General features: G+C 70.1%; 15 protein-coding genes and 1 tRNA gene. 11 read left to right on the top strand and 5 right to left on the bottom strand.

The annotated features are described in order from the left end of the window. Positions 1–1038 carry a saccharopine dehydrogenase NADP-binding domain-containing protein gene (locus ADL01_RS29485; protein ID WP_053745036.1) on the bottom strand — a complete coding sequence of 346 codons (1038 nt, stop codon included), beginning with the start codon at positions 1036–1038 and terminating at the stop codon, positions 1–3. A gap of 126 nt (positions 1039–1164) precedes the next feature. Between ADL01_RS29485 and ADL01_RS29480 the strand changes: the two genes are divergently transcribed. Then, positions 1165–2136, top strand: a complete 972-nt coding sequence (locus ADL01_RS29480; RefSeq protein WP_234354838.1) for a helix-turn-helix domain-containing protein — start codon at positions 1165–1167, stop codon at positions 2134–2136. A 178-nt stretch (positions 2137–2314) separates the two neighbouring features. Further along, on the top strand, positions 2315–3982 hold the full coding sequence (locus ADL01_RS29475) for a cellulase family glycosylhydrolase (protein ID WP_053745034.1): 1668 nt from the start codon (positions 2315–2317) through the stop codon (positions 3980–3982). Here ADL01_RS29475 and ADL01_RS46750 read toward each other — a convergent pair. Both ADL01_RS46750 and ADL01_RS46745 read right to left on the bottom strand, forming a co-directional pair. Continuing rightward, positions 3954–4871: a M36 family metallopeptidase gene (locus ADL01_RS46750; RefSeq protein WP_234354837.1), complete on the bottom strand. Its 918-nt coding sequence runs from the start codon at positions 4869–4871 to the stop codon at positions 3954–3956. The two genes, ADL01_RS29475 and ADL01_RS46750, sit on opposite strands and share 29 nt — an antisense overlap. Before the next feature lie 293 nt (positions 4872–5164). Beyond that, positions 5165–5560 carry a hypothetical protein gene (locus ADL01_RS46745; RefSeq protein ID WP_234354839.1) on the bottom strand — a complete coding sequence of 132 codons (396 nt, stop codon included), beginning with the start codon at positions 5558–5560 and terminating at the stop codon, positions 5165–5167. Between ADL01_RS46745 and ADL01_RS46740 the strand changes: the two genes are divergently transcribed. From ADL01_RS46740 to ADL01_RS29450, 5 genes are all read left to right on the top strand, one after another. After that, entirely contained in the window at positions 5501–5806 is a 306-nt protein-coding gene (locus ADL01_RS46740) for a hypothetical protein (RefSeq protein ID WP_234354841.1), read from the top strand. The two genes, ADL01_RS46745 and ADL01_RS46740, sit on opposite strands and share 60 nt — an antisense overlap. A gap of 739 nt (positions 5807–6545) precedes the next feature. Then, positions 6546–8522, top strand: coding sequence for a nitrate- and nitrite sensing domain-containing protein (locus ADL01_RS29465; RefSeq protein ID WP_234354836.1), 1977 nt, complete (start codon positions 6546–6548; stop codon positions 8520–8522). Next, entirely contained in the window at positions 8519–8938 is a 420-nt protein-coding gene (locus ADL01_RS29460) for a roadblock/LC7 domain-containing protein (RefSeq protein WP_053745033.1), read from the top strand. The genes ADL01_RS29465 and ADL01_RS29460 overlap by 4 nt, the downstream gene beginning before the upstream one ends. A gap of 213 nt (positions 8939–9151) precedes the next feature. Continuing rightward, a complete protein-coding gene (locus ADL01_RS29455) occupies positions 9152–10345 on the top strand; it encodes a helix-turn-helix domain-containing protein (protein WP_053745045.1) in 1194 nt (397 codons plus the stop codon). A 118-nt stretch (positions 10346–10463) separates the two neighbouring features. Next, the gene (locus tag ADL01_RS29450) at positions 10464–10826 is read left to right on the top strand and encodes a DUF6415 family natural product biosynthesis protein (RefSeq protein WP_234354835.1); all 363 of its coding nucleotides are present in this window, start codon (positions 10464–10466) and stop codon (positions 10824–10826) included. 81 nt (positions 10827–10907) lie between these two features. Here the strand turns inward: ADL01_RS29450 and ADL01_RS29445 are convergent. Continuing rightward, positions 10908–10980, bottom strand: a tRNA-Arg gene (locus tag ADL01_RS29445). A gap of 174 nt (positions 10981–11154) precedes the next feature. After that, positions 11155–11394: a hypothetical protein gene (locus ADL01_RS42735; protein ID WP_234354834.1), complete on the bottom strand. Its 240-nt coding sequence runs from the start codon at positions 11392–11394 to the stop codon at positions 11155–11157. 817 nt (positions 11395–12211) lie between these two features. Between ADL01_RS42735 and ADL01_RS29435 the strand changes: the two genes are divergently transcribed. The 4 genes from ADL01_RS29435 (at position 12212) to ADL01_RS29420 (ending at position 19709) form a co-directional block, all read left to right on the top strand. Then, positions 12212–15874, top strand: a complete 3663-nt coding sequence (locus tag ADL01_RS29435; RefSeq protein WP_063783599.1) for a glycoside hydrolase family 3 C-terminal domain-containing protein — start codon at positions 12212–12214, stop codon at positions 15872–15874. A 153-nt stretch (positions 15875–16027) separates the two neighbouring features. Then, positions 16028–17377: a PHB depolymerase family esterase gene (locus tag ADL01_RS29430; RefSeq protein ID WP_053745029.1), complete on the top strand. Its 1350-nt coding sequence runs from the start codon at positions 16028–16030 to the stop codon at positions 17375–17377. 342 nt (positions 17378–17719) lie between these two features. Then, positions 17720–18904, top strand: coding sequence for a cellulose binding domain-containing protein (locus ADL01_RS29425; protein ID WP_234354833.1), 1185 nt, complete (start codon positions 17720–17722; stop codon positions 18902–18904). 256 nt (positions 18905–19160) lie between these two features. After that, entirely contained in the window at positions 19161–19709 is a 549-nt protein-coding gene (locus ADL01_RS29420; RefSeq protein WP_053745027.1) for a DUF1062 domain-containing protein, read from the top strand. Positions 19710–19758 lie beyond the last annotated feature (49 nt).

Genomic DNA, 19758 nt, shown 5'->3' with positions numbered 1-19758 from the left:
CTACCGAACCATCTCCACCGAGATGTGCGCGCCCAGAGCCTCCAGGAAGTCAGCCGCGTCGAAAGCCGCCCCGGCCGATGCCACCCCCACCGCCCGCGTCCGTCCCGTGAGCACGCGGCCCACCGCCTCCACCGCCAGCGGTGCGCTCACCGCGTAGATGTCCTGGCCCTTCGCCACCGCCCGCCGTTCCACCCCGCCGGAGCGCACGACGACGTCGACCACGAACGTCTGTGCGGACCGCCCGTCCTCGTCGACCGCGACCGGTGCCGGGGTGTCGGACGCCGCCAGATCCCTGGCCGCCTCCGCCGCCATGTAGGTGTGTACCTCGGGTACGTCCAGATGGCTCGGGACGGTGACGATGTCGGCCATGGAGAACTCGCCGATCACCTCCCGCGTCCCCATCGGCTCGGGGAACGACCACTTCAGGGTCGGCAGGGCGTCCTCGTGGTACTCCACCTGCCCTCCGCTGTAGCGGACCCGGCGGCCGTTCCTGCGGTCACGGGAGACCGTGCCGGCGGTGCGTGTGCCGGCGGTGGGGTGCCAGCTGCTCAGGCCGTACGCGATGTGCACCTCGTCGGCCGACGTCCAGTCACCCATCGCTGCCGTGACCAGCAGGTCGCTGAGGCCGCCGAAGAAGGCCATCGCCGGGATGACCAGGGCGTTCGCGGCGCGGGCACGCTCCGCGAAGTCCGTGAACGTGTCGAGGTTGGCCTCGATCTCGGCCGCCACGTCCACATACGGGACACCGGCCCGCAGCGCCGCCTCGATCACCGGCGCGGCCGTCGCCGCGAAGGGCCCGGCGCAGTTGATCACGGCCGCCGCTCCGGCCAGGGCGCGGTCCAGCGAGCCCGGGTCGTCGACCGACGCCGGGCGGACGTCGAGCCCCGGGTGGGACGCGGCCAGCTCCCGCAACTGCTCCGGGTCGCGTCCGGAGAGGATCGGGACGTATCCCTTCTCCAGCAACTCCGCCACCACGAAGCGCCCGGTGTGCCCGTACGCGCCGAACACCACAACTGCCTGCGCCGATGCCGATCCCATGAGTTCTCCCCGTTGCGCCGTTGTACTGCTGCGCTGTTGCGTCCGAATGATCAACTGTTGCCAGTCTGGCGGTAGTTACCGACCGGCACGAGTGTCTGAAACGACATGCCCCGTACAATTCCGGACGTGGACTCTGTCGCGCTCGCCCTTACCGACGGCATGCTGCACTTCGAACTGGCCATCGCCTACGAGGTGTTCGGCGCCGACCTCACCCACCTCGTCGACCCCTGGTACGACGTCACCCTCTGCGGCCCCGGCCCCATCCGTGCCGGCAGATTCCTCCTGGAACCCGACGCCGGCCTCGACCAACTCCCGTACGCCGACACGGTGATCGTCCCCGGCTGGGCCGACGTCGACCAGGCGCCGCCCGTCGAACTGGTCGACGCGGTGCGCGCGGCCCACGAGGCGGGAGCGCGCGTCGCCTCCCTGTGCACCGGGGCGTTCGTGCTGGCCGCCGCCGGACTGCTGGACGGGCGGCGCGCGACCACCCACTGGGCGCACACCGACGTCCTGGCCGCCCGCCATCCCCTCGTCGAGGTCGATCCGGACGTGCTGTACGTCGACAACGGCAGCGTGCTGACCTCCGCCGGCAAGGCGGCCTCGATGGACCTGTGTCTGCACCTCGTACGCCTCGACCACGGCCCGGCGATCGCCAACACCGTCGCCCGCCGCCTCGTCGTACCCCCGCACCGGGCCGGCGGTCAGGCGCAGTTCGTCACCGCGCCGGTGCCCGTCCGGGACGACCATCCGCTCGCCGAACTGCTCCCGTGGGCGATCGAACGGCTCGACCGCGCGCTGACCGTGGAGGACCTGGCCCGCCGGGCGAACATGAGCTCGCGCCATCTGGGCCGCCACTTCCGGGCGGTCACCGGCACCACCCCGTTGCAGTGGCTGCACAACCAGCGGATCCGGCGCGCCCAGGAGCTGCTGGAGGCCACCGGCGACAGCGTCGACGCCATCGCGGAGGCCGTCGGCATGGGCACGGCCACGACCCTGCGCCGCCACTTCAACCGCACCATCGGCGTACCCCCGGACGCGTACCGCCGTACGTTCCGCAGCGCGCGTCCCAGCACCGGATACCGCAGCCTGCGCGACTGAAGCGCTCGGGCACTCGGGGCTGTCCGGCCGGAGGCCGGGCGGCCCCTTTCGCGTGTCGACTGATGCCGCCCACTGTCTTGACGTGTCCCTGCCGTGATGGGTTCATGGGAGCGCTCCCGCCTTTCCGCTGACGCTGAGTTTGCCGCGCCCACTTTCAGGAGTCGCAGTGAGAATCGCAGTGAGAACACCGAAAAGCGCGACGCGTAAGAGCCGCACGACCGTCCTGCTCACTTCCCTGGTCACCCTCCTCGGCCTCCTGGCTCTCGCCCCGGCCCCCGCCCAGGCTCGAGCCGAGCCGCCCGGCGCCCTGGCCACCGGCCTCCACATCTCCCACGGCCGTCTCCTCGAGGGCAACGGCAACGACTTCGTGATGCGAGGCGTCAACCACGCCCACACCTGGTACCCGACCCAGACCCAATCCCTCAGGGACGTCAAGGCGTTGGGCGCCAACACCGTCCGTGTCGTCCTCGCCGACGGGCACCGCTGGACCAGGAACACCGCCGACGACGTGGCCGCCGTCGTCGCGCAGTGCAAGGCCAACCGGCTGATCTGCGTCCTGGAGGTGCACGACGCCACCGGTTACGGCGAGGACGCCGCCGCCGGGACGCTCGACCAGGCGGCCGACTACTGGATCGGCCTCAAGAGCGTCCTCGCCGGCCAGGAGGACTACGTCGTCATCAACCTCGCCAACGAGCCCTGGGGCAACACCGATCCAGCCGGCTGGACCGCCCCGACGATCGCCGCCGTACGGAAACTGCGCGCCGCCGGTCTCCAGCACACGATCATGGTGGACGCGCCCAACTGGGGCCAGGACTGGCAGGGCGTCATGCGCGCCAACGCCCGGTCCGTGTACGACGCCGACACCACCGGCAACCTGATCTTCTCGATCCACATGTACAGCGTCTACGACACGGCGGCGGAGATCACGGACTACCTGAACGCCTTCGTCACGGCCCAACTCCCCATTCTGATCGGCGAGTTCGGAGGTCCGGCCGACCAGTACGGCGATCCCGACGAGGACACCATGATGGGAGCCGCCCAGCAGCTGAAGCTGGGCTATCTGGCCTGGTCGTGGAGCGGCAACACGGACCCGGCCCTCGACCTGTCGATCGGCTTCGACCCGAAGCAGCTCAGCGCCTGGGGCCGACGTGTCTTCAACGGGCCCAACGGCATCGCCCAGACGTCCAGGGAAGCCTCGGTCTACGGCGGCGGCACAGGCCCCGACACCCAGGCCCCGACCGCCCCCGGCACCCCGGCGGCGTCCGGAACCACGCCCACCTCGACCACGCTGACCTGGGCCCCGGCGACTGACAACGTTGGCGTCGCCGGCTACGACGTGGTCCGCGTGAGCGGCGCCACCGAGACGGCGGCCGCCGCCTCCACCACCAACACCGTCACGGTGACCGGCCTCACCGCGGCCACCCCCTACTCCTTCGCCGTGTACGCACGGGACGCGGCCGGCAACCGCTCGCCCCGCTCCGCCACGGTGAACGTCACCACGCCTCCGGGTGGCGGCACCCCGGGTGTCAGCTGCTCCGTCGCCTATCGGGTCGTCGGCGACTGGCAGGGCGGCTTCCAGGGCGACATCACCCTGCGCAACACGGGCACCGCCGCCCTGACCAGCTGGACGCTGGGCTTCAGCTTCCCGAGCGGCCAGACCATCAACAACATGTGGGGCGGTACGCCCACCCAGAGCGGCGCCGGCGTGAGCGTCGTACCCGCCCCCTACACGGCCACGATCCCGGCCGCCGGTTCGGTCTCGGTCGGCTTCGTCGGGGCGAAGGGGGCGACGAACGCGGCGCCCACGTCGTTCACGCTCAACGGGACCGCCTGCACGACCAGTTGAGCCGACGTAAGCACACAGAAACCGAAGGGCGGCGTCCCGTGATCGGAACGCCGCCCTCCGGCCTGCTGGTCACCGGGTCGGTCAGCGCCCGGGTGACGAGCGACTCGGTGAGCCGGCTGCCGAGGGCGTACCGCAGGTCCCAGAGCGTCTCGCCCCAGATCTCGCCGTCGGCGTGCACCTCCGGACCACGGCGGGAGATCTTCCCGTAGTCGCCGTAGGTGTATCCGCCCGGGCCCGCCTTGGTCGTACCGTGGCAGGCGGCCGACTTGGAGCCGACCGGGCAGTCGATCGACTGGGAGCGCGACGGCAGGTCGTCGCTCCAGCCCGGCGCGTCGAGGTTCACGTCGCCGTCGACGCGCCGCTTGTCCTTCAGCAGGCCCTTGTTGTTGAGGAACTCGAGGGCGTACCAGTCGCTCCACGCCTCGCCCATGGCGCTCGACTGCCCGCTGTTGAGGGCGGGAACACCGTCGGCGTCGGTGATGAGCCGGTTGGACAGACCGTGGGTGTACTCGTGGTAGACGGTGGCGGCGTCGTCGCCGAAGTTGCCCTGCAGCACGTTGTGGTCCGGTATGGAACCGGTCAGGTACATCTGCATCGTGGGCGTCTGGCCGTCCGGCGGCGTACCCATGTTGGCGTTGTTCAGGTGGTCCTCGTCGGGCAGCCCGTCCTTGATGGCCGCGCCGTCGTCCGTCTGCGCCTGTACGGCGTCGCCGTCCCGGCTGTCGAAGTTGCCGGCGGCCCGCGTGAAGCCGATCGGCCGGGCTTCCAGGTGGTCGTGGAACTTGCCGAGGAAGTAGAAGACCTGCGCGGCGTTCTGCGCGGTTGGTCTGCCAGGAGTTCGGCGTCTTCTGGTCCCACGAGCAGGGCAGCGGGGTGCCGCAGCCGGCACCGGTGAAGGGCTTGAACGGGAAGGCGAACATCCCGTCGGCCTTCCGCGCCACTTCCTCGCCCGGGTCCAGCTTGTTGTTGTCGTTGACGTCGCTGAAGACGTGCGCCACCGTCCCGTTGAGGGTCTGGGCGTCCTTGGGGAGCCAGCCCCGGGCGGTCAGATGCCGGGTGTGCTGCTTGCCGCCGGCCTTGGCACCCGGGTACTGGTCCCAGACCAGCACCTTGCCGGTACGCGAGAGCGAGCCGGCGGAGGAGGCCAGGCCGGCGACCCGCTCATCTGGCTGGCCGGCCCCCTCAGTCCCCTCCGACTCCTCGGCTTTCAGGTCGGAGGACAGGTTCTGCCGGTAGAGGACCCGCTTGGTGACCGCGTCGACGACGTGCAGCCACATGCCCTGGCCGTCCGGTGAGGTGACCGTCCGCCACGCACGTCGGGCCACGCCGCCCGGCGCCGTGAACACCACCTGCTTGGCGGTGTCCGAGCTGCCGCCGCTGACGTCCGTGCCGCCCGCGATGTCGCGAACGGCGGTCTGCCGGGCCTGAGTTCCGGAGATCCGCGCGGGAGCCAGCGCGGACGGCAGCCCCCCGCACCGGGGAGCCCAGCACGCTGATCAGCCGTCCGTCGCGGGCGACGTGCGCCTTGACGCCGTTGCCGAACACCGGGACACCGTCGACCGACTGGACGAGCGACAGGTGACGTGTCCCGGCGATGTCGGTGTACTGCTTGCGCAGGGTGAGCCCGTTGACCTGGCCGGCGGAGAGCCCGAACACATCGGGGTGCGCCCGCAGATACTTCCGGGCGATGTCCTCCGGGGCGGCGCCACTGGCCGACGTCAGGTACCCGTCGAGCCGGGCGACCTGGCGTGCGGTCCCGGTGGCCGGGTCCAGTTCGAGCACACCCTGCGTCCCGAGCTGCTTGCGCAACTACCGTACGCCTGACCGCTGTTCGGCCTTCGTCAGCCGGGCGTCGCTGCGCACCAGGGACTGCTGGGAGGGTATGAGCGCCGGACTGTCGCCCGCTGGGGCACCCGAGTCGGCCGCGGGGCGGCCCACCGGATCGCCCGGCGCCGCGTTCGCGCCGCCGGGCAGCAGAGCGACGGCCAGCGAAAGGCCGGCCGTCGCGGTGACTATGGTCGCGCGCGTTCCGTGAAGGAGGCTCTCGCCATTTTTGCGCCCTCGTGGGGGATGAGGTCCAACGACCGCATGGAGCGGCCGAGTTGTGTGCCCCAACTTCTCAGGACGCCCAGCGCAATAGGAAGTCTGAAAGTCCAATTTTCACAGGAGCCACACAGGTCCCAGGGCCGCCGCACCGCCGACGCCCGTGACGACCCGGCGGCGACGGTCGGGGCGACCGCCCCGCGCTACGCCTCGCGAAGGGGACCTGCCATGTCCCGCCCGGGTCACACTCCGCTGACCTGGGGTGTGAGGGCACCGCAACCCAAGTCCCCACGGGGTCTAACAGATAGGAAACCGGCCGCCCCGGCGTTGGGACTAGCTTCGTGACATGAGGGTGTGGACGCCATCACGGATGCTGCTCGGCAGGCTCGGCAGACCCGGCGCGATCGGCAAGCGCGTTGTAGGAAGGGGCAGTTCCAGGGGTCTCGCAGCGCGTCACCACCCCGGTCCCGCGACTCCGCGCCGCCGCCCGTTGCCCGGCTGGCGCAGTATCAGGGGCCGGGTGGCGGTGGTCATCACCGTCCCGATCTGTCTGCTGCTGACGGTGGCCGGCCTGGCCGTGTACGGCCGCGCGGAGGCCCTCGGTGACGCGCGGACCACCCGCGCCGAGGTCGGCCTCAGTCTGCGCGTCCAGGCGCTGGTGCACCAACTGCAACGCGAACGCGGCCTGACGAACGGCCTGTTGGGCGGTGAGAAGGAATACCGCACGCCACTCGCCGCCACCCGCAAGCGCGTCGACACGGCGCTGCGCGCGATGCGCACCGAGCGCGACGTCGAGGGCGTCATCCAGAGGCACTTGCGCCGCCTCGCCGCCGTCCGCACCGCCGCCGACAGGGAGACCGGGGGAAAGGGCGCCGCCGCCCGCACCGCCACCCTTCTCTTCTACACCACCGCCGTCGACGCCCTCAACGCCGTCGACCCGGTGGCGGACACCGTGACGCGCGACGACGGTCAACTGCGTGATGGACTGGCGGCGTTGCGGGAACTGGCGGCGGCCAAGGAGTCCGTCGCCCTCGAACGCGGCCTCCTCAACGGTGTGTTCGCCGAGGGCGCCTTCCACGGCCGGGAGTACCTCACCTTCACCGAGGTGCGTGCCACCCGCGTCGCCGCCCTGGCCCGCTTCCGGCAGGTCGCCACCGCGCCCCAACTCGCCTCCTTGAAACGCGCGTTCGCCACCGGGGACGCCACCCGAGCCACCGCCTACGAGCGCCGCGCCGAAGCCGCCGCCGACGGCTCCGCGCTGCGCGCCGACGCCGGCACCTGGTGGGACGCGATGACCGTACTCGTGGACGACCTCTACGCCGTCCAGCAGACGGTCGGCGACGACGTACGGGACCGGGCGGACGACCTCAGTCGCGACGCCGAACTGGCCCTCGCCGCCTACGTCTTGGCGGGAACCCTCATCGCCACCCTCGTGGCCGGCCTCGCCGCCTTTGCCTCCCGTTCCCTCACCCGCCCCCTCCGTACGCTCGCCGAGGCCGCCCATGACGTGGCCCGGCACCGGCTGCCCTCGGCCGTCGCCCGTATCCAGCAGTCCCCGCAGGACCAGGTGGAGTTCCCCGAGGCACCGCCACTGGGCGGCGCGGCCGAGATCGCCGAAGTCGCGGAGTCCCTGCGCCAGGTGGAACTCACCGCCCTCCAATTGGCCGCCCAGCAGGCAGGCCTGCGCCGCAACACCACCGAATCACTCGCCAACCTCGGCCGCCGCAACCAGAATCTCGTACGCCGCCAGCTCGGTCTCATCACCCGCCTGGAACGGCAGGAACTCGACCCGGACGCGCTCGCCGAACTCTTCGAACTCGACCACCTCGCCACCCGAATGCGGCGCAACGCCGAAAGCCTGCTGGTCCTGGCCGGACAGAACCCGCCCCGGCCCACGGCGGCACCCGCCGACGGCCTGGAAGTCGTCCAGTCCGCCGTCGCCGAGGTGGAGCAGTACCCGAGGGTCCTGATCGCGGCCGTGGAACCGGTGCGCGTACGTGGTCACGCCGTCGCCGATGTCGCCCACCTGCTCGCCGAACTCCTGGAGAACGGGCTCACGTTTTCGCCGCCGACCGAACGGGTCGAGGTGCACGGCTGGTACGAGGCGGAGGACGACACGTACAGCTTCGCCGTCGTGGACCACGGCATCGGCATGTCGGCGGCCGACAAGGAACGCGCGGACGCCCGCCTCTCCGGCGCGGGCGAGGACGCCTTCCTCGCCGCCCCCACCCGTTTCCTCGGCCACCTCGTCGTCGGCCGGCTCGCGCACCGCCTCGGCGAGGGAGCGAAGGTCCACCTCTTCGACACCCCGGGCGGTGGCCTGTCCGCCCTCCTCGTCCTGCCCGGTCGCCTGCTGGCCCCCGCGCAGCCCCCGCAGCCCCTCTCCACCACACCACCCGCTCCCGCCGTCTCCGCCCTGCTCAACGGTTTCCGGGCAGGGGTCGCCCGCGCCGAGGCCCGAAGCACACCCCGAAGCACCCAAGGAGCGTCATCGTGACCACCGCCGTCCAGAGTTTCGGCTGGCTCGTCTCGGAATTCGTACGCACCGCCGACGGCGTCACCGACGCCGTCGCCGTCTCCTCCGACGGCCTGCTCATGGCCGCCTCCGACAACCTCGGCCGAGACCGCGCCGACCACCTCGCCGCCGTCGTCTCGGGCATCACCAGCCTCGCCCAGAACGCGTCGACGACACACGGCTTCCGAGGCATGAAGCTCGTCATGATCGAAATGCTCGGCGGTTTCCTCATGGTCGGCCGCATCCGCGACGGCAGCTGCCTCGGCGTCCTGGCAGCAGAGGGCTGCGACGTAGGCCTGGTCGGCTACGAAATGGCGGTTCTCGCCGACCGGGCCGGCGAACTCCTCACCCCACAACTGGTACGCGAACTCCACGCTGCGCCACAGACGGGGGGTTAGCCCCGAGCAACGGGAATCACATCTGGAGCCGTGCCTGATGGGGCCTCAGCATCTTCGGGAGGGCGGGGCGACTTTCGTCATGTGCGGGCGCCCCCATAGGAAAGGCCCCGCCCCTACTCTGGCAGTGCGACCTGTTCAGAGTGAAGGGGCGAGACCGTGCCATCCGATGCCATCCCGGCCCCGCTCGTCGAAGACGTGGCCTTCGGCCAGCGAATGCAGATTCTCCGCCAGCGCCGCGGCGTGAGCCGCCCGGTCCTCGCTGGCTTTCTCGGCAAGTCTCCCTCCTGGGTGAAGCAGGTGGAAGGCGGCCAGATTCAGGTACCCAAGTTGCCCATCGTTCTCCGCATCGCGGAAATTCTCCGCGTACGAGACCTGGCCGATCTCACGGGCGACCAGTCCACTCACATCGACCTGTTCATCGGCCCTGGCCATCCCCGCCTCGCCGCAGTGAAGGCCGCGATCGATGCCTTCCCCTTCGACATCGACCGCGAAGCTCCGTCTACAAAGCATCTGAGGATGCGTCTGAACCGCGCGTGGTCTGCTCGGCACTCAGCCCCCAACCACCGCGAGGTTGTCGGCAAGTTGCTCCCGGACCTGATCCGAGATGCCCAGTTGGCGGTGCGGCAGGCCGACGACGCGGCAGACCGGCGAGCAGCACAGGCCATCCTGTCCGAGGTGTACTCCCTCGCCCAGTTCTTCGTCGCCTACCAGCCGGACAGCGCACTGCTGTGGCGTGTCGCCGAGCGGGGCATGGTCGCTGCCCAGGACTCCGGGGATCCGCACGCGATCGGCGTCACGGCATGGCTGGCCGCGCAAGCCCACCGGGACAGCGGCCCGAAGCACTTCGACGCTGCGGACTCGGTGACGGCGGAGGCACTGCGCTACCTCGAACCGCAGCTGGTGAACGCGGACGACAACGTGTTGGCGATCGCCGGAGCTCTCCAGTTCGAGGCCGGGTACACATCCGCGCGCCGTGGCGAGAACGGGGCTGCCTGGGGGTGGTGGGACAAGGCGGAGAAGACCGCGAAGAAGCTGCCCGCCGACTTCTACCACCCGATCACCAGCTTCGGCCGCGCCATCATGGGCGCGCACGCGGTCACCGTCGCCGTCGAGCTTCACCAGGGCGGCGAGTCCGTCCGACAGACGGCGCGTACGGACGAGACAGTTATCAAGTCCCGGCCCAGAAGGGCCCGCCACCGGATCGAAGAGGCCCGCGCGTATCAGCTGGACGGGCAGCCCGATGTCGCGCTCGCCACGCTGGACAAGGCGTTTGAGGCCGCTCCGGAAACGATTCGATACAACGGGTACGCCCGGCGGATCGTGCTGGAGGAGGCGGAGTCGAAGCAGCCTGACCGGCGCCGGCGTGCGTCGGAACTGGCGGTCAAGCTGGGACTTCTGGCGGCCTGAGCATGGGGCAGGATTCCTGCCCCATTTCCCCTTCCTGCGCCCCTACGGTCATGTGTGTAGACGGGTCACCGTGACAGTGGAGGCGTGAGTGATGGTGCGTGCGGTCCAGCCAACTGTGATGTCGGAAGCTCTTCCGCCGGACATCGCGACGATGCGCGACAGCGCTCGCATACTCCTCACCGATAACGCCGAGCCTCTCCCACTCGATGAGCTGGACACGCTGGCACGCACTCTTCGCGGACACATCCGCCTGCTGCTTCCCGAGGTCGCGAGTGCCGCGTGGCGCGAGCCCAAGGACAGCATCCCGAGGTACTGCGCGCTCGCCTGCATCGGCGAGGCGCGCAACAAGCTGCGCCTGGGCGACGGCGGCACGCCGCCCATCCGGGTCTCGGTGGCGCGAAAGCTCGCCCGCGTCCTCAACGCCCTGTGCGGCCACTACGAGAACCTGGCTGGCAGACATCCGGAGTCGAGCGTGCCGTAACCGCCACGATCAGCCGCACGCGAAAGGCCCCGGACCCTCCCTGACCTGGGAGTTCCGGGGCCTTCGCCCTGATCGAAACTGTGCCCTCGGCAGGATTCGAACCTGCGACACCGGCTTTAGGAGAGCCGTGCTCTATCCCCTGAGCTACGAAGGCGCGGCGCAGGCCGACTACGGCTGCGCCACCGCACACAGTGTAGCGGGTGGCCTGGTGGTGCCAGGTGGCTGTGGGCAGTGAGGCGCCCGCACTGGTCGGGAAGGGCAGCGAGTGGGCGGGGCCCGGCCGTGACGGAGCCCTGGTGAGGTGTCGCGGCCGGGCCCCGCGGGGGTGTTACGTGGTGCGGCGTCCGGCGATGTGAGCGACGAAGCGGGCCACGGAATTGCTCACCCAGGCGTAGCCGAGGTAGATGAGCAAGGCGGCCGTCGCTCCGTACGCGGGGACACGCTTGTGTGGATATGCCTGGTCGAACCGGGAATGCTGGGACTCGCTGTCCTGGCGGAATCCCTTGAGGCGCGTGCAGTGCGCGGCTGGTCGAGTTCTGGGCGAACGCCGCGCACGAGCCTGGTCCATGCACACCTCTTGAGGATGCGCCCGTGCATGTGACAGGCTCATGACGACTGAGTGTCGGCCCATGTATCGACCTCATGTCATGCACTCTCACTACCCCCCGAACCGTGGATGTGAGCGCTAACAGTCGGCGATCGCATTCCCCCCTTTCAGGAGTGCCTCCGTGCAGCCAGGAATGGCCCGCGCCGCCCCCAGAGCGACCCAGTAGCCAGTGAAAGCCTGATCGCCAGTCGCAGCTGATTGGCATGGACTGCCGGCGCCGGCGTCAGCGGATGGCGAGTCCGGGAGTCCGGGAGTCCGCCCGTCACAGGTGCCGGAGCGCCTTGGATGAGTACTACTCATCAATGGACTGGGCGTGATCCGCCCGCGTCCGGGTGAGTCGACGTGAGTCGACCATGATGGCTTTGCCAAGGAGTGAGATATGCCCATCTCCTGCTCCGAAGTGGGTTCCGACAAGGTCGATGGCGGAGCTGACGCTCGTACCGGCGCCGACTGATGGCCGTGTTCGGAGACCTGGCAGCGGCCGACGGTTCAGCGGTGGCCCCGCCCCACCGTCCACCGGGCCGGTTCAGACGCACCCGCCGTCACCGCGTCGCTGCCCTGCGGCCGGCCGTGCCTCGCGGCGCACTCCACCACGAGGGCGCCGTACGCGTCGTACAGCGGGCCGCCGCGCCGGATCCGGCGCGCAACCCACCACGCCGTTGTCGCCGGGCTACGCGTCTCGGTGAACCGGGCAATGCCGCTCGCAGCCGCGCGGCGCAGGCCCATGGACACCCCGTGCGGCTGCCCCCTTTCCCCAACGATCGCAAGGAGGCGCGCGATGCCCAGAACCACCACACCTTTATCCACACCTTTATTACGTGCGGCCGTGGCAGCCGTCTGCTCTTTCGGCCTGCTCGGTGCGGTCAGCGGCACGACTCATGCCAGTCCGGGGTCCGGGGTCCGGGCGTCGCCGCCCATCTACCTCGACACCGCCTACTCCTTCCCGGAGCGGGCCGCGGACCTCGTCTCACGGATGTCCCTGGACGAGAAGGTCCTGCAACTGCGCACCAACAGCGCGCCGGCCGTCCCGAGGCTGGGCGTACAGCAGTACACGTACTGGAGTGAGGGGCAGCACGGCATCAACGCGCTGTTCGCCAACACCAACCCGGGCTCCGTGACCGGCGGTGTGCACGCCACCAGCTTCCCCACCAACCTCGCCGCGTCCATGTCCTGGGACAAGGACCTGATGTACAAGGAGACGACGGCGATCTCCGACGAGGCCCGGGGCCTGCTGGACAAGTCGCTGTGGGGAACCGGGCAGAACAACCTCGGGCCCTCGCGGGACAACTACGGGATGCTCACCTACTGGGCGCCGACGGTCAATCTCGACCGTGACCCGCGGTGGGGCCGCACCGATGAGGCGTTCGGCGAGGACCCGTACTTCACCGGGCAGATGGCGGGCGCGTTCGTCAACGGCTACCAGGGCCAGAAGGCCGACGGCACCCCGCGGAGCAAGTACCTGAAGGTGGCCGCGACGGCGAAGCACTACGCGCTCAACAACGTCGAGCAGGACCGCACCGGCATCAGTTCGAACGTCTCGGACGACGACCTGTTCGACTACTACACCGCCCAGTTCAAGAGCCTCATCGAGAAGTCGCATGTCGCGGGCCTGATGACGTCGTACAACGCGATCAACGGCACACCGTCGGCGGCCAACACGTACACCACCAACCAGATCGCGCAGCGCACGTACGGCTTCGGCGGGTACATCACCTCCGACTGCGGCGCCGTCGGTACCACGTACCAGTCCTTCCCCGCCGGCCACGACTGGGCACCGCCCGGCTGGAGCACCGACCACAAGGGCGCGAAAGCGACCTGGACCAGCACCGCCACGGGCCAGAAGGTGTCCGGAGCAGCGGGCGGCCAGGCCTACGCACTGCGCGCGGGCACCCACGTCAACTGCACGGGTACGGAGGCCACTTCACCCAATCTGGAGCAGGCGATCGGGGCCGGCGTCCTCAGTGAGGGCGTCGTCGACAACGCGCTGACGCACCTGTTCACCGTCCGGATGCGGACCGGTGAGTTCGACCCCGTGAGCCGGCAGGAATACACGAAGATCACCAAGGACGTCATCGAGTCACCGGCCCACCAGGCCCTGGCCCGGACCGTCGCCGACAACGCGCTCGTCCTCCTGCAGAACGACAAGGCCGCCGGTGCCGACAGGCCGCTGCTGCCGGCCGACCCGGCCACGCTGAAGAAGGTCGTCATCGTCGGCGACCAGGCCGGGAAGGTCACCCTCGGCGGCTACTCGGGCGATCCCACCAAGAAGGTGAACGCCGTCCAGGGCATCACCGCCCAGGTCAAGGCGGCCAGCCCCGACGCGCAGGTCGTCCACGACGCGGCCGGCACCTCCAGCACCGCGACCGGTGCGGCGAGGCTGAGTGCCGAGACCCAGGCCGCCATCAAGAGCGCCGACCTGGTGGTCGTCGCGGTCGGCACCGACGATGCCACCGCGGGCGAGGGCAAGGACCGCGCCGGGCTGGCCCTGCCCGGCAACTACGGCAGCCTCATCGACCAGGTCACCGCCCTGGGCAACCCCAGGACGGTGCTGGACATCCAGTCCGACGGGCCCGTCGCCATCGAGCCCTACCGCGCCAAGGTGGCCTCGATCGTCTTCGCCGGCTACAACGGCGAAAGCCAGGGTGACGCCCTCGCCGACGTCCTGTTCGGCAGGCAGAACCCCGGCGGGCACCTCAACTTCACCTGGTACAAGGACGACTCGCAGCTGCCCGCACTCTCCGACTACGACCTCACGCCCGGCGCCACCGGCGGTCTGGGCCGCACCTACCAGTACTTCACCGGCACGCCGACCTACCCCTTCGGCTACGGCCTGAGCTACACCACCTTCGCGTACTCCCACGTCCGCGCCGACCGCTCCGCCGTGAACGCCAACGGGACGGTGACCGTCCGCTTCGACGTCACCAACACCGGCACCGTGCCCGGAACCACCGTCGCCCAGCTCTACGCGGGCACCGGCTTCACGGTCAAGGACCGCGAACTGCCGAAGAAGCGGCTCGTCGGCTTCCAGAAGACCCGGGCTCTCCAGCCCGGCGCCACCCAGCACATCACCCTGCGCGTCCGGGTGCCCGACCTCGCCTTCCACGACGGCCGGAAGGCCAGGCAGGTCGTCCACGCCGGCACGTACCGGTTCGAGGTGGGGCCGGACGCCGCCACCACCGCCGGGGCCGCCAGAGTCACCGTGCACGGCAGCCTCACCCCGCACGTGAAGTACGTGACCGTACAGCCGGAGGCCGTGGTCCACAGGGCGGGCGACACCATCGACCTCACCGCCCGCAACCGGTGGATCAAGGACGACACCGACCCCACGGCCCAGCCCGGCCGCAACCTGAACGTCACCGCCGACCACGTCGTGGAGGCGGTCAACGACGACGGCTCCTTCGTGGACCTGTCCAAGGCCAGGGTCCGCTACGCGAGCAGTGATCCCTCCGTCGCCACCGTCAGCCGTAGGGGGCTGGTCACCGCGGTGGGCAACGGCGTGGCCACCATCCGCGCGACCGTGCACGGCGTCACCGGCTCCGCGGTGATCCGCGTCCACCACACCCTGGCCCTCGCAGCGGAACCGATCGTCAAGCCCGGTGCCCTCGCCACGGCGACCACCACCTACACCAACACCGGCCCGACCGCCCTGCCGAACGCCTCGGTCACCCTGGACGTGCCCGAGGGCTGGCGAGCCACCCCCACCTCACCGGCCACCTTCCCCAGCATCCCGGCCGGCGCCTCGGTCAGGACCACCTGGACGGTCACGCCGCCCGCCGGTGTCAGGCCCGGCACCTACGCCCTCGCCGCCTCGGCCCGCTACCGGGGCGCCCGCGCCAGCGACGACGCGGCCGGCCAGCTGGCCGTCCCCTACGCGTCCCTCAGCGACATCACCAAGAACACCGGTATCAGCGACGACGCCACACCCGGCGCCGCCAATCTCGACGGCGGTGGCCAGAGCCTGTCCCAGCAGGCCCTCGCCGCCCGGGGGATCACCTCCGGTGGCACGGTCACCCACGGCGGACTGACCTACACCTGGCCCGTCACCGGCACCGGCAAGCCCGACAACATCGTGGCCGGTGGCCAGACCGTGCCGTTCACCGGAAGCGGCACCAGGCTCGGCTTCCTCGGCACCGCCGACTACGGCAACGCCTCGGGCACCGGCCTGATCACCTACACCGACGGCACGAGCCAGCGCTACACCCTGTCCTTCGCCGACTGGTGGAGCACCAGCCCCGCCGACGGCACCGACATCGTCGCCACGACCGACTACATCAACATCAACAGCGGCAGCGGAAAGGTCCAGCAGAAGGTCAACGTGTACGGCGCCACCGTGCCGCTCCAGGCAGGCAAGACCGTGGCCTACCTGACCCTGCCGAACGTCGGCTCCGACGCGGTGTCAGGACAGGTGGCCATGCACATCTTCGCGACAGCCATCGGTTGACCCCCATCCCCGGTTGACCACCCATCCCCGGCTGACCACCCGTCCCCGGCGGGCACCGCATCCCGCGGCGCCCGCCGGGCCTCCCCCCACCCGGGGGGCCAGGACCGGCGTACCACAAGTCCACCCACCGATCACCGGAAACGAGGTTCCTCCATGAGACGCACTCTGCGCGCGGTCCTGACGATGGTGCTACTGCCACTGGTCGCGGCCTTCGCGCTCCTGGCGCCCCAACCCGCGGCCGCGGCGAGCCTGACCCGCGTCACCGGCTTCGGGAACAACCCCACCAACCTCAACATGTACGTCTACGTGCCCGACCGCGTGGCGCCCAAGCCCGCCCTGCTGGTCCTGGTCCACTACTGCGGGGGATCGGCCGGGGGGATCTTCGGCGGCAACGGGCACGACTACGTCACCGCCGCCGACCGGTACGGCTTCGTCATCGTCCTGCCCGAGGCCACCCGTGACGGGCACTGCTTCGACGTATCGTCACCCGCGGCGCTCAGGCGGGACGGCGGCAGCGACTCCACGGGCGTCATGTCGATGGTCGGTTACGCGCGTCAGCGCTACAACGTCGACCCGGCCCGCATCGTCGTCAGCGGATTCTCGTCGGGCGCCATGATGACGAACGTGCTGGCTGCCGAGTACCCCGATGTCTTCAGCGCCGCCTCGGCGTTCTCCGGGGTGCCGGCGGGCTGCTTCGCCACCAATAACGGCTCGATGTGGAACAGCCAGTGCTCCGGCGGCACCATCATCAAATCGGCTCAGCAGTGGGGCGACCAGGCCCGTTCCATGTATCCGGGCTACAGCGGCCGCTACCCCCGTATGCAGATGTGGCACGGCACCACCGACACGACCCTCGCCTATCCCAACTTCGGCGAGGAGATCAAGCAGTGGACCAACCTCCACGCGCTGAGCCAGACACCCACCGCCACCGATCGTCCGCAGTCGTCCTGGACCCGCACCCGCTACGGCGCCACCGGCCCGCAGTCCCCCGTCGAGGGCATCAGCATCGCGGGCACGGGCCACACCCTGCCGCAGCCCGGCATGCTCGCCTACGCCATCACCTTCCTCGGTCTCGACGGCGGCGGCACGACGAATCCGCCGCCCAGCACCTCCGGTGCGCTGCACGCGGTGGGCGCGAGCAAGTGCCTGGACGTGCCGAACGCGTCGACGACGGCGGGTACGCAGCTGCAGATCCGGGATTGCCAGGGCGGGGCCGGCCAGCTCTGGACCCGTACGGGGTCCGGGCAGCTGACGGTGACCATCTCGGGGACGACACTGTGTCTGGACGCCTACAACCACCAGACCACCGCCGGCACCAAGGTGGTGACCTGGCCGTGCAACGGCGCGGCCAACCAGCAGTGGAACCTCAACGCCGAGGGGACCGTCACCGGCGTCCAGTCCGGCCTGTGCCTGGACGTCACCGGCGTCTCCACCGCCAACGGCGCCCCGGTCCAACTGTGGACGTGCAGCGGCGGCACCAACCAGAAGTGGAACCTCAGCTGACTCCACCACTGTCCGGTGTCCGGGCCGGCCACGCCCCGGCTCGGCCCGGACACTGCGGCTGCCGATGGAGCACTTCGGGACCGCACCTCTTGTCAGGGCCCTGCCCCTCTTCTACAGTCCCCGGAAACAGGTCATGGGAGCGCTCCCATGCGTGAGGGCGTTCCGCAGTGCGTCGGCATCCGAGCACCCCCCACTCACGAAGAAGACGGATCCCCCATGCAGCTTCTTTCGACCCCCCGCCCGCTCACCCGAAGGAGCGCCGTCAGGTGGCTGGCAGCACTCTGCTGCGCCGCGTTACCCGTCCTGGGCGCGGCGACCCGGTCTCCCGCGGCGAGTGCCGCCGTGGCTGAGGTAGTGGGCAACGCGACGCACTTCGACGGGCTCGGCAGCCCCTACGGCGGCTGCGGTCTGCCGCAGCGCGAACTGGACAGCCAGGACTTCGTGGCGCTCAACGTGTTCAACACACCCGGCGACTACTCGGGCTCCTACCCGCGCCCGGTGCCGGACTCAAGGGCATCGATCAAGGGTGTCTTCGACAACGGCCGCAACTGCGGCCGCTGGGTCAAGGTCACCATCGGGGACTACTGCACCGGCACCAACGACGGCGCCCAGGGCCAGCCTTTCTGCCGCAACGGCTCCTGGGTGGCCGACAAGTACGAGGGGGCCACCCTGACCATGCTCGTCGCGGACAGCTGCGCCGATTCCAACGCCTGGTGCCGGGACGACCCCAACCACCTCGACCTGGCAACCGATTCCCTCAACCGCTTCCGGACGGGCACCACCCCGGTGGGGACGATGTACCCCGACCACTGGAACAACCGTCATGTCTCCTGGAGCTTCGTCCCGGCCCCGGACTACAGCGGCGACATCCGCATCGGTTTCCTCAGGGGTGCCCAGCGGTACTGGCCCGCCATCGCCGTCTCCCACCTGCCCAACGGTGTCCACGGCGTCCAGTACCTGGCGAACGGCACCTGGACCGACGCCGTAATGAACAGCGACCTGGGGCAGTCCTACGTCATCGGCGCGACGGCCTCCGGCCAAAGCAGCTTCACCATACGGATCCGCGACGCCGCCGACGCGTGGGTGGGCGGCGAACGTACGTACTCGTTCTCCCTGCCGTCAGGCTGCGCGGGAGGCTGCTCGCAGGACTACACCGCCGTCCCCTACACCACCGGCAGCTCCGGAGGGACACCGTCTCCCACCCCCGAGCCGAGCCCCTCGGGCGCGGCGGCCTGCACGGCGGCCTGGAAGCTGACCAGCTCATGGCAGGGCGGGTACCAGGCCGACGTCACCGTCACCAACACCGGGTCCGGGCCGGTCGCCGGCTGGTCGGTGCACCACACCCTCCCGGCCGGTGTGACCGTGGCGAACCGTTGGAACGCGGTGGTGGATCCGTCCCGCCCCGCCACCACCGTCCACAACGCCTCCTACAACGGCTCCCTGGCGCCGGGCACGTCGACGACCTGGGGGATGACACTCAACGGCGATGACCGAGACCTCGGCACGCTCTCCTGCACCGCGTCCTGACCCCAAGAGCGCAAGCCCCACGAAGGCCGGCCCGCTGGGTGCTCCGGCCCGACGGAGCCCGCCGCAAGGCGCCGGAAATTCAGTGGAGCAGCACCCCGGCGCCCCACTACCGTGCCCCCGAACCCCGTCGTCCAGGCAAGGGCATGCCGTTGTACACCGTGTGAGACCCCCCGAACGCTGATCGGTCGCGCGTCGCGCCTATGTGCCGCCGCGCTGCTTTTTGCTGCGGTCTTCTCACTGGAACCGGTGTATTTCTGTGCTCAATAGCTGGGTGGTCGTTCCCACCTGCCTGCCTCTCGTTCTTCGCCGTTGCCACACGTGCGCCTCCGGAAGCTTCCGGGTGAACGGGAAATTTCGCGTCAACGCCAACCACAAGCTCATCGACGCCTGGCTCCTCGCGCTCTGTACAGCGTGCGGGGAGACGACGAAGCTCACGGTCCTGGAGCGGACGAACGTGCGCTCCGTACGTCCCGAGCTGCTGGACCGGATGCATGACAACGACCCTGGTCTGGCAGCCGAGTTGCTCCAGGATCCGGTGTTGCGGCGCCGTAATCGCATCGCCCTCGACTGGGACGCCGCGTGGCGTCTCGACACCGGCCGATCGTGGCAGCCGGACCGCGAGAAGGCCGACGTCTCGGTCCGTTTCGCGGCACGGATACCCGTCCGGCCGGTGCGGCTGATCGCTGAGGGGTGCGGTCTGTCGCGGGCCGAGGTCGAGCGACTGATCGTGGAGGGGAAGCTTGTCTCCGGAGTCCGGCTGAGCGGCAAACTCTCCGGCGACTTCGGCTTCACGCTGAAGCGCTGAGCCCCCTCATGGGACCGGGGCCAGGGCCTGTCCGGTGGGATCCGCCGGA

The sequence above is a fragment of the Streptomyces sp. NRRL WC-3618 genome, assembly GCF_001280005.1.
Lineage (GTDB): Bacteria > Actinomycetota > Actinomycetes > Streptomycetales > Streptomycetaceae > Streptomyces.
This window is presented reverse-complemented; position numbering and strand designations above follow the sequence as displayed.

What these genes read in the sequence shown, in the direction of transcription:
- ADL01_RS42735 (WP_234354834.1), bottom strand. Translation starts at nt 11,394, where the DNA reads ATGGACCAGGCTCGTGCGCGGCGTTCGCCCAGAACTCGACCAGCCGCG.
- ADL01_RS29455 (WP_053745045.1), top strand. Translation starts at nt 9,152, where the DNA reads ATGCAGATTCTCCGCCAGCGCCGCGGCGTGAGCCGCCCGGTCCTCGCT.
- ADL01_RS29450 (WP_234354835.1), top strand. Translation starts at nt 10,464, where the DNA reads ATGTCGGAAGCTCTTCCGCCGGACATCGCGACGATGCGCGACAGCGCT.
- ADL01_RS29485 (WP_053745036.1), bottom strand. Translation starts at nt 1,038, where the DNA reads ATGGGATCGGCATCGGCGCAGGCAGTTGTGGTGTTCGGCGCGTACGGG.
- ADL01_RS29435 (WP_063783599.1), top strand. Translation starts at nt 12,212, where the DNA reads ATGCCCAGAACCACCACACCTTTATCCACACCTTTATTACGTGCGGCC.
- ADL01_RS29430 (WP_053745029.1), top strand. Translation starts at nt 16,028, where the DNA reads ATGAGACGCACTCTGCGCGCGGTCCTGACGATGGTGCTACTGCCACTG.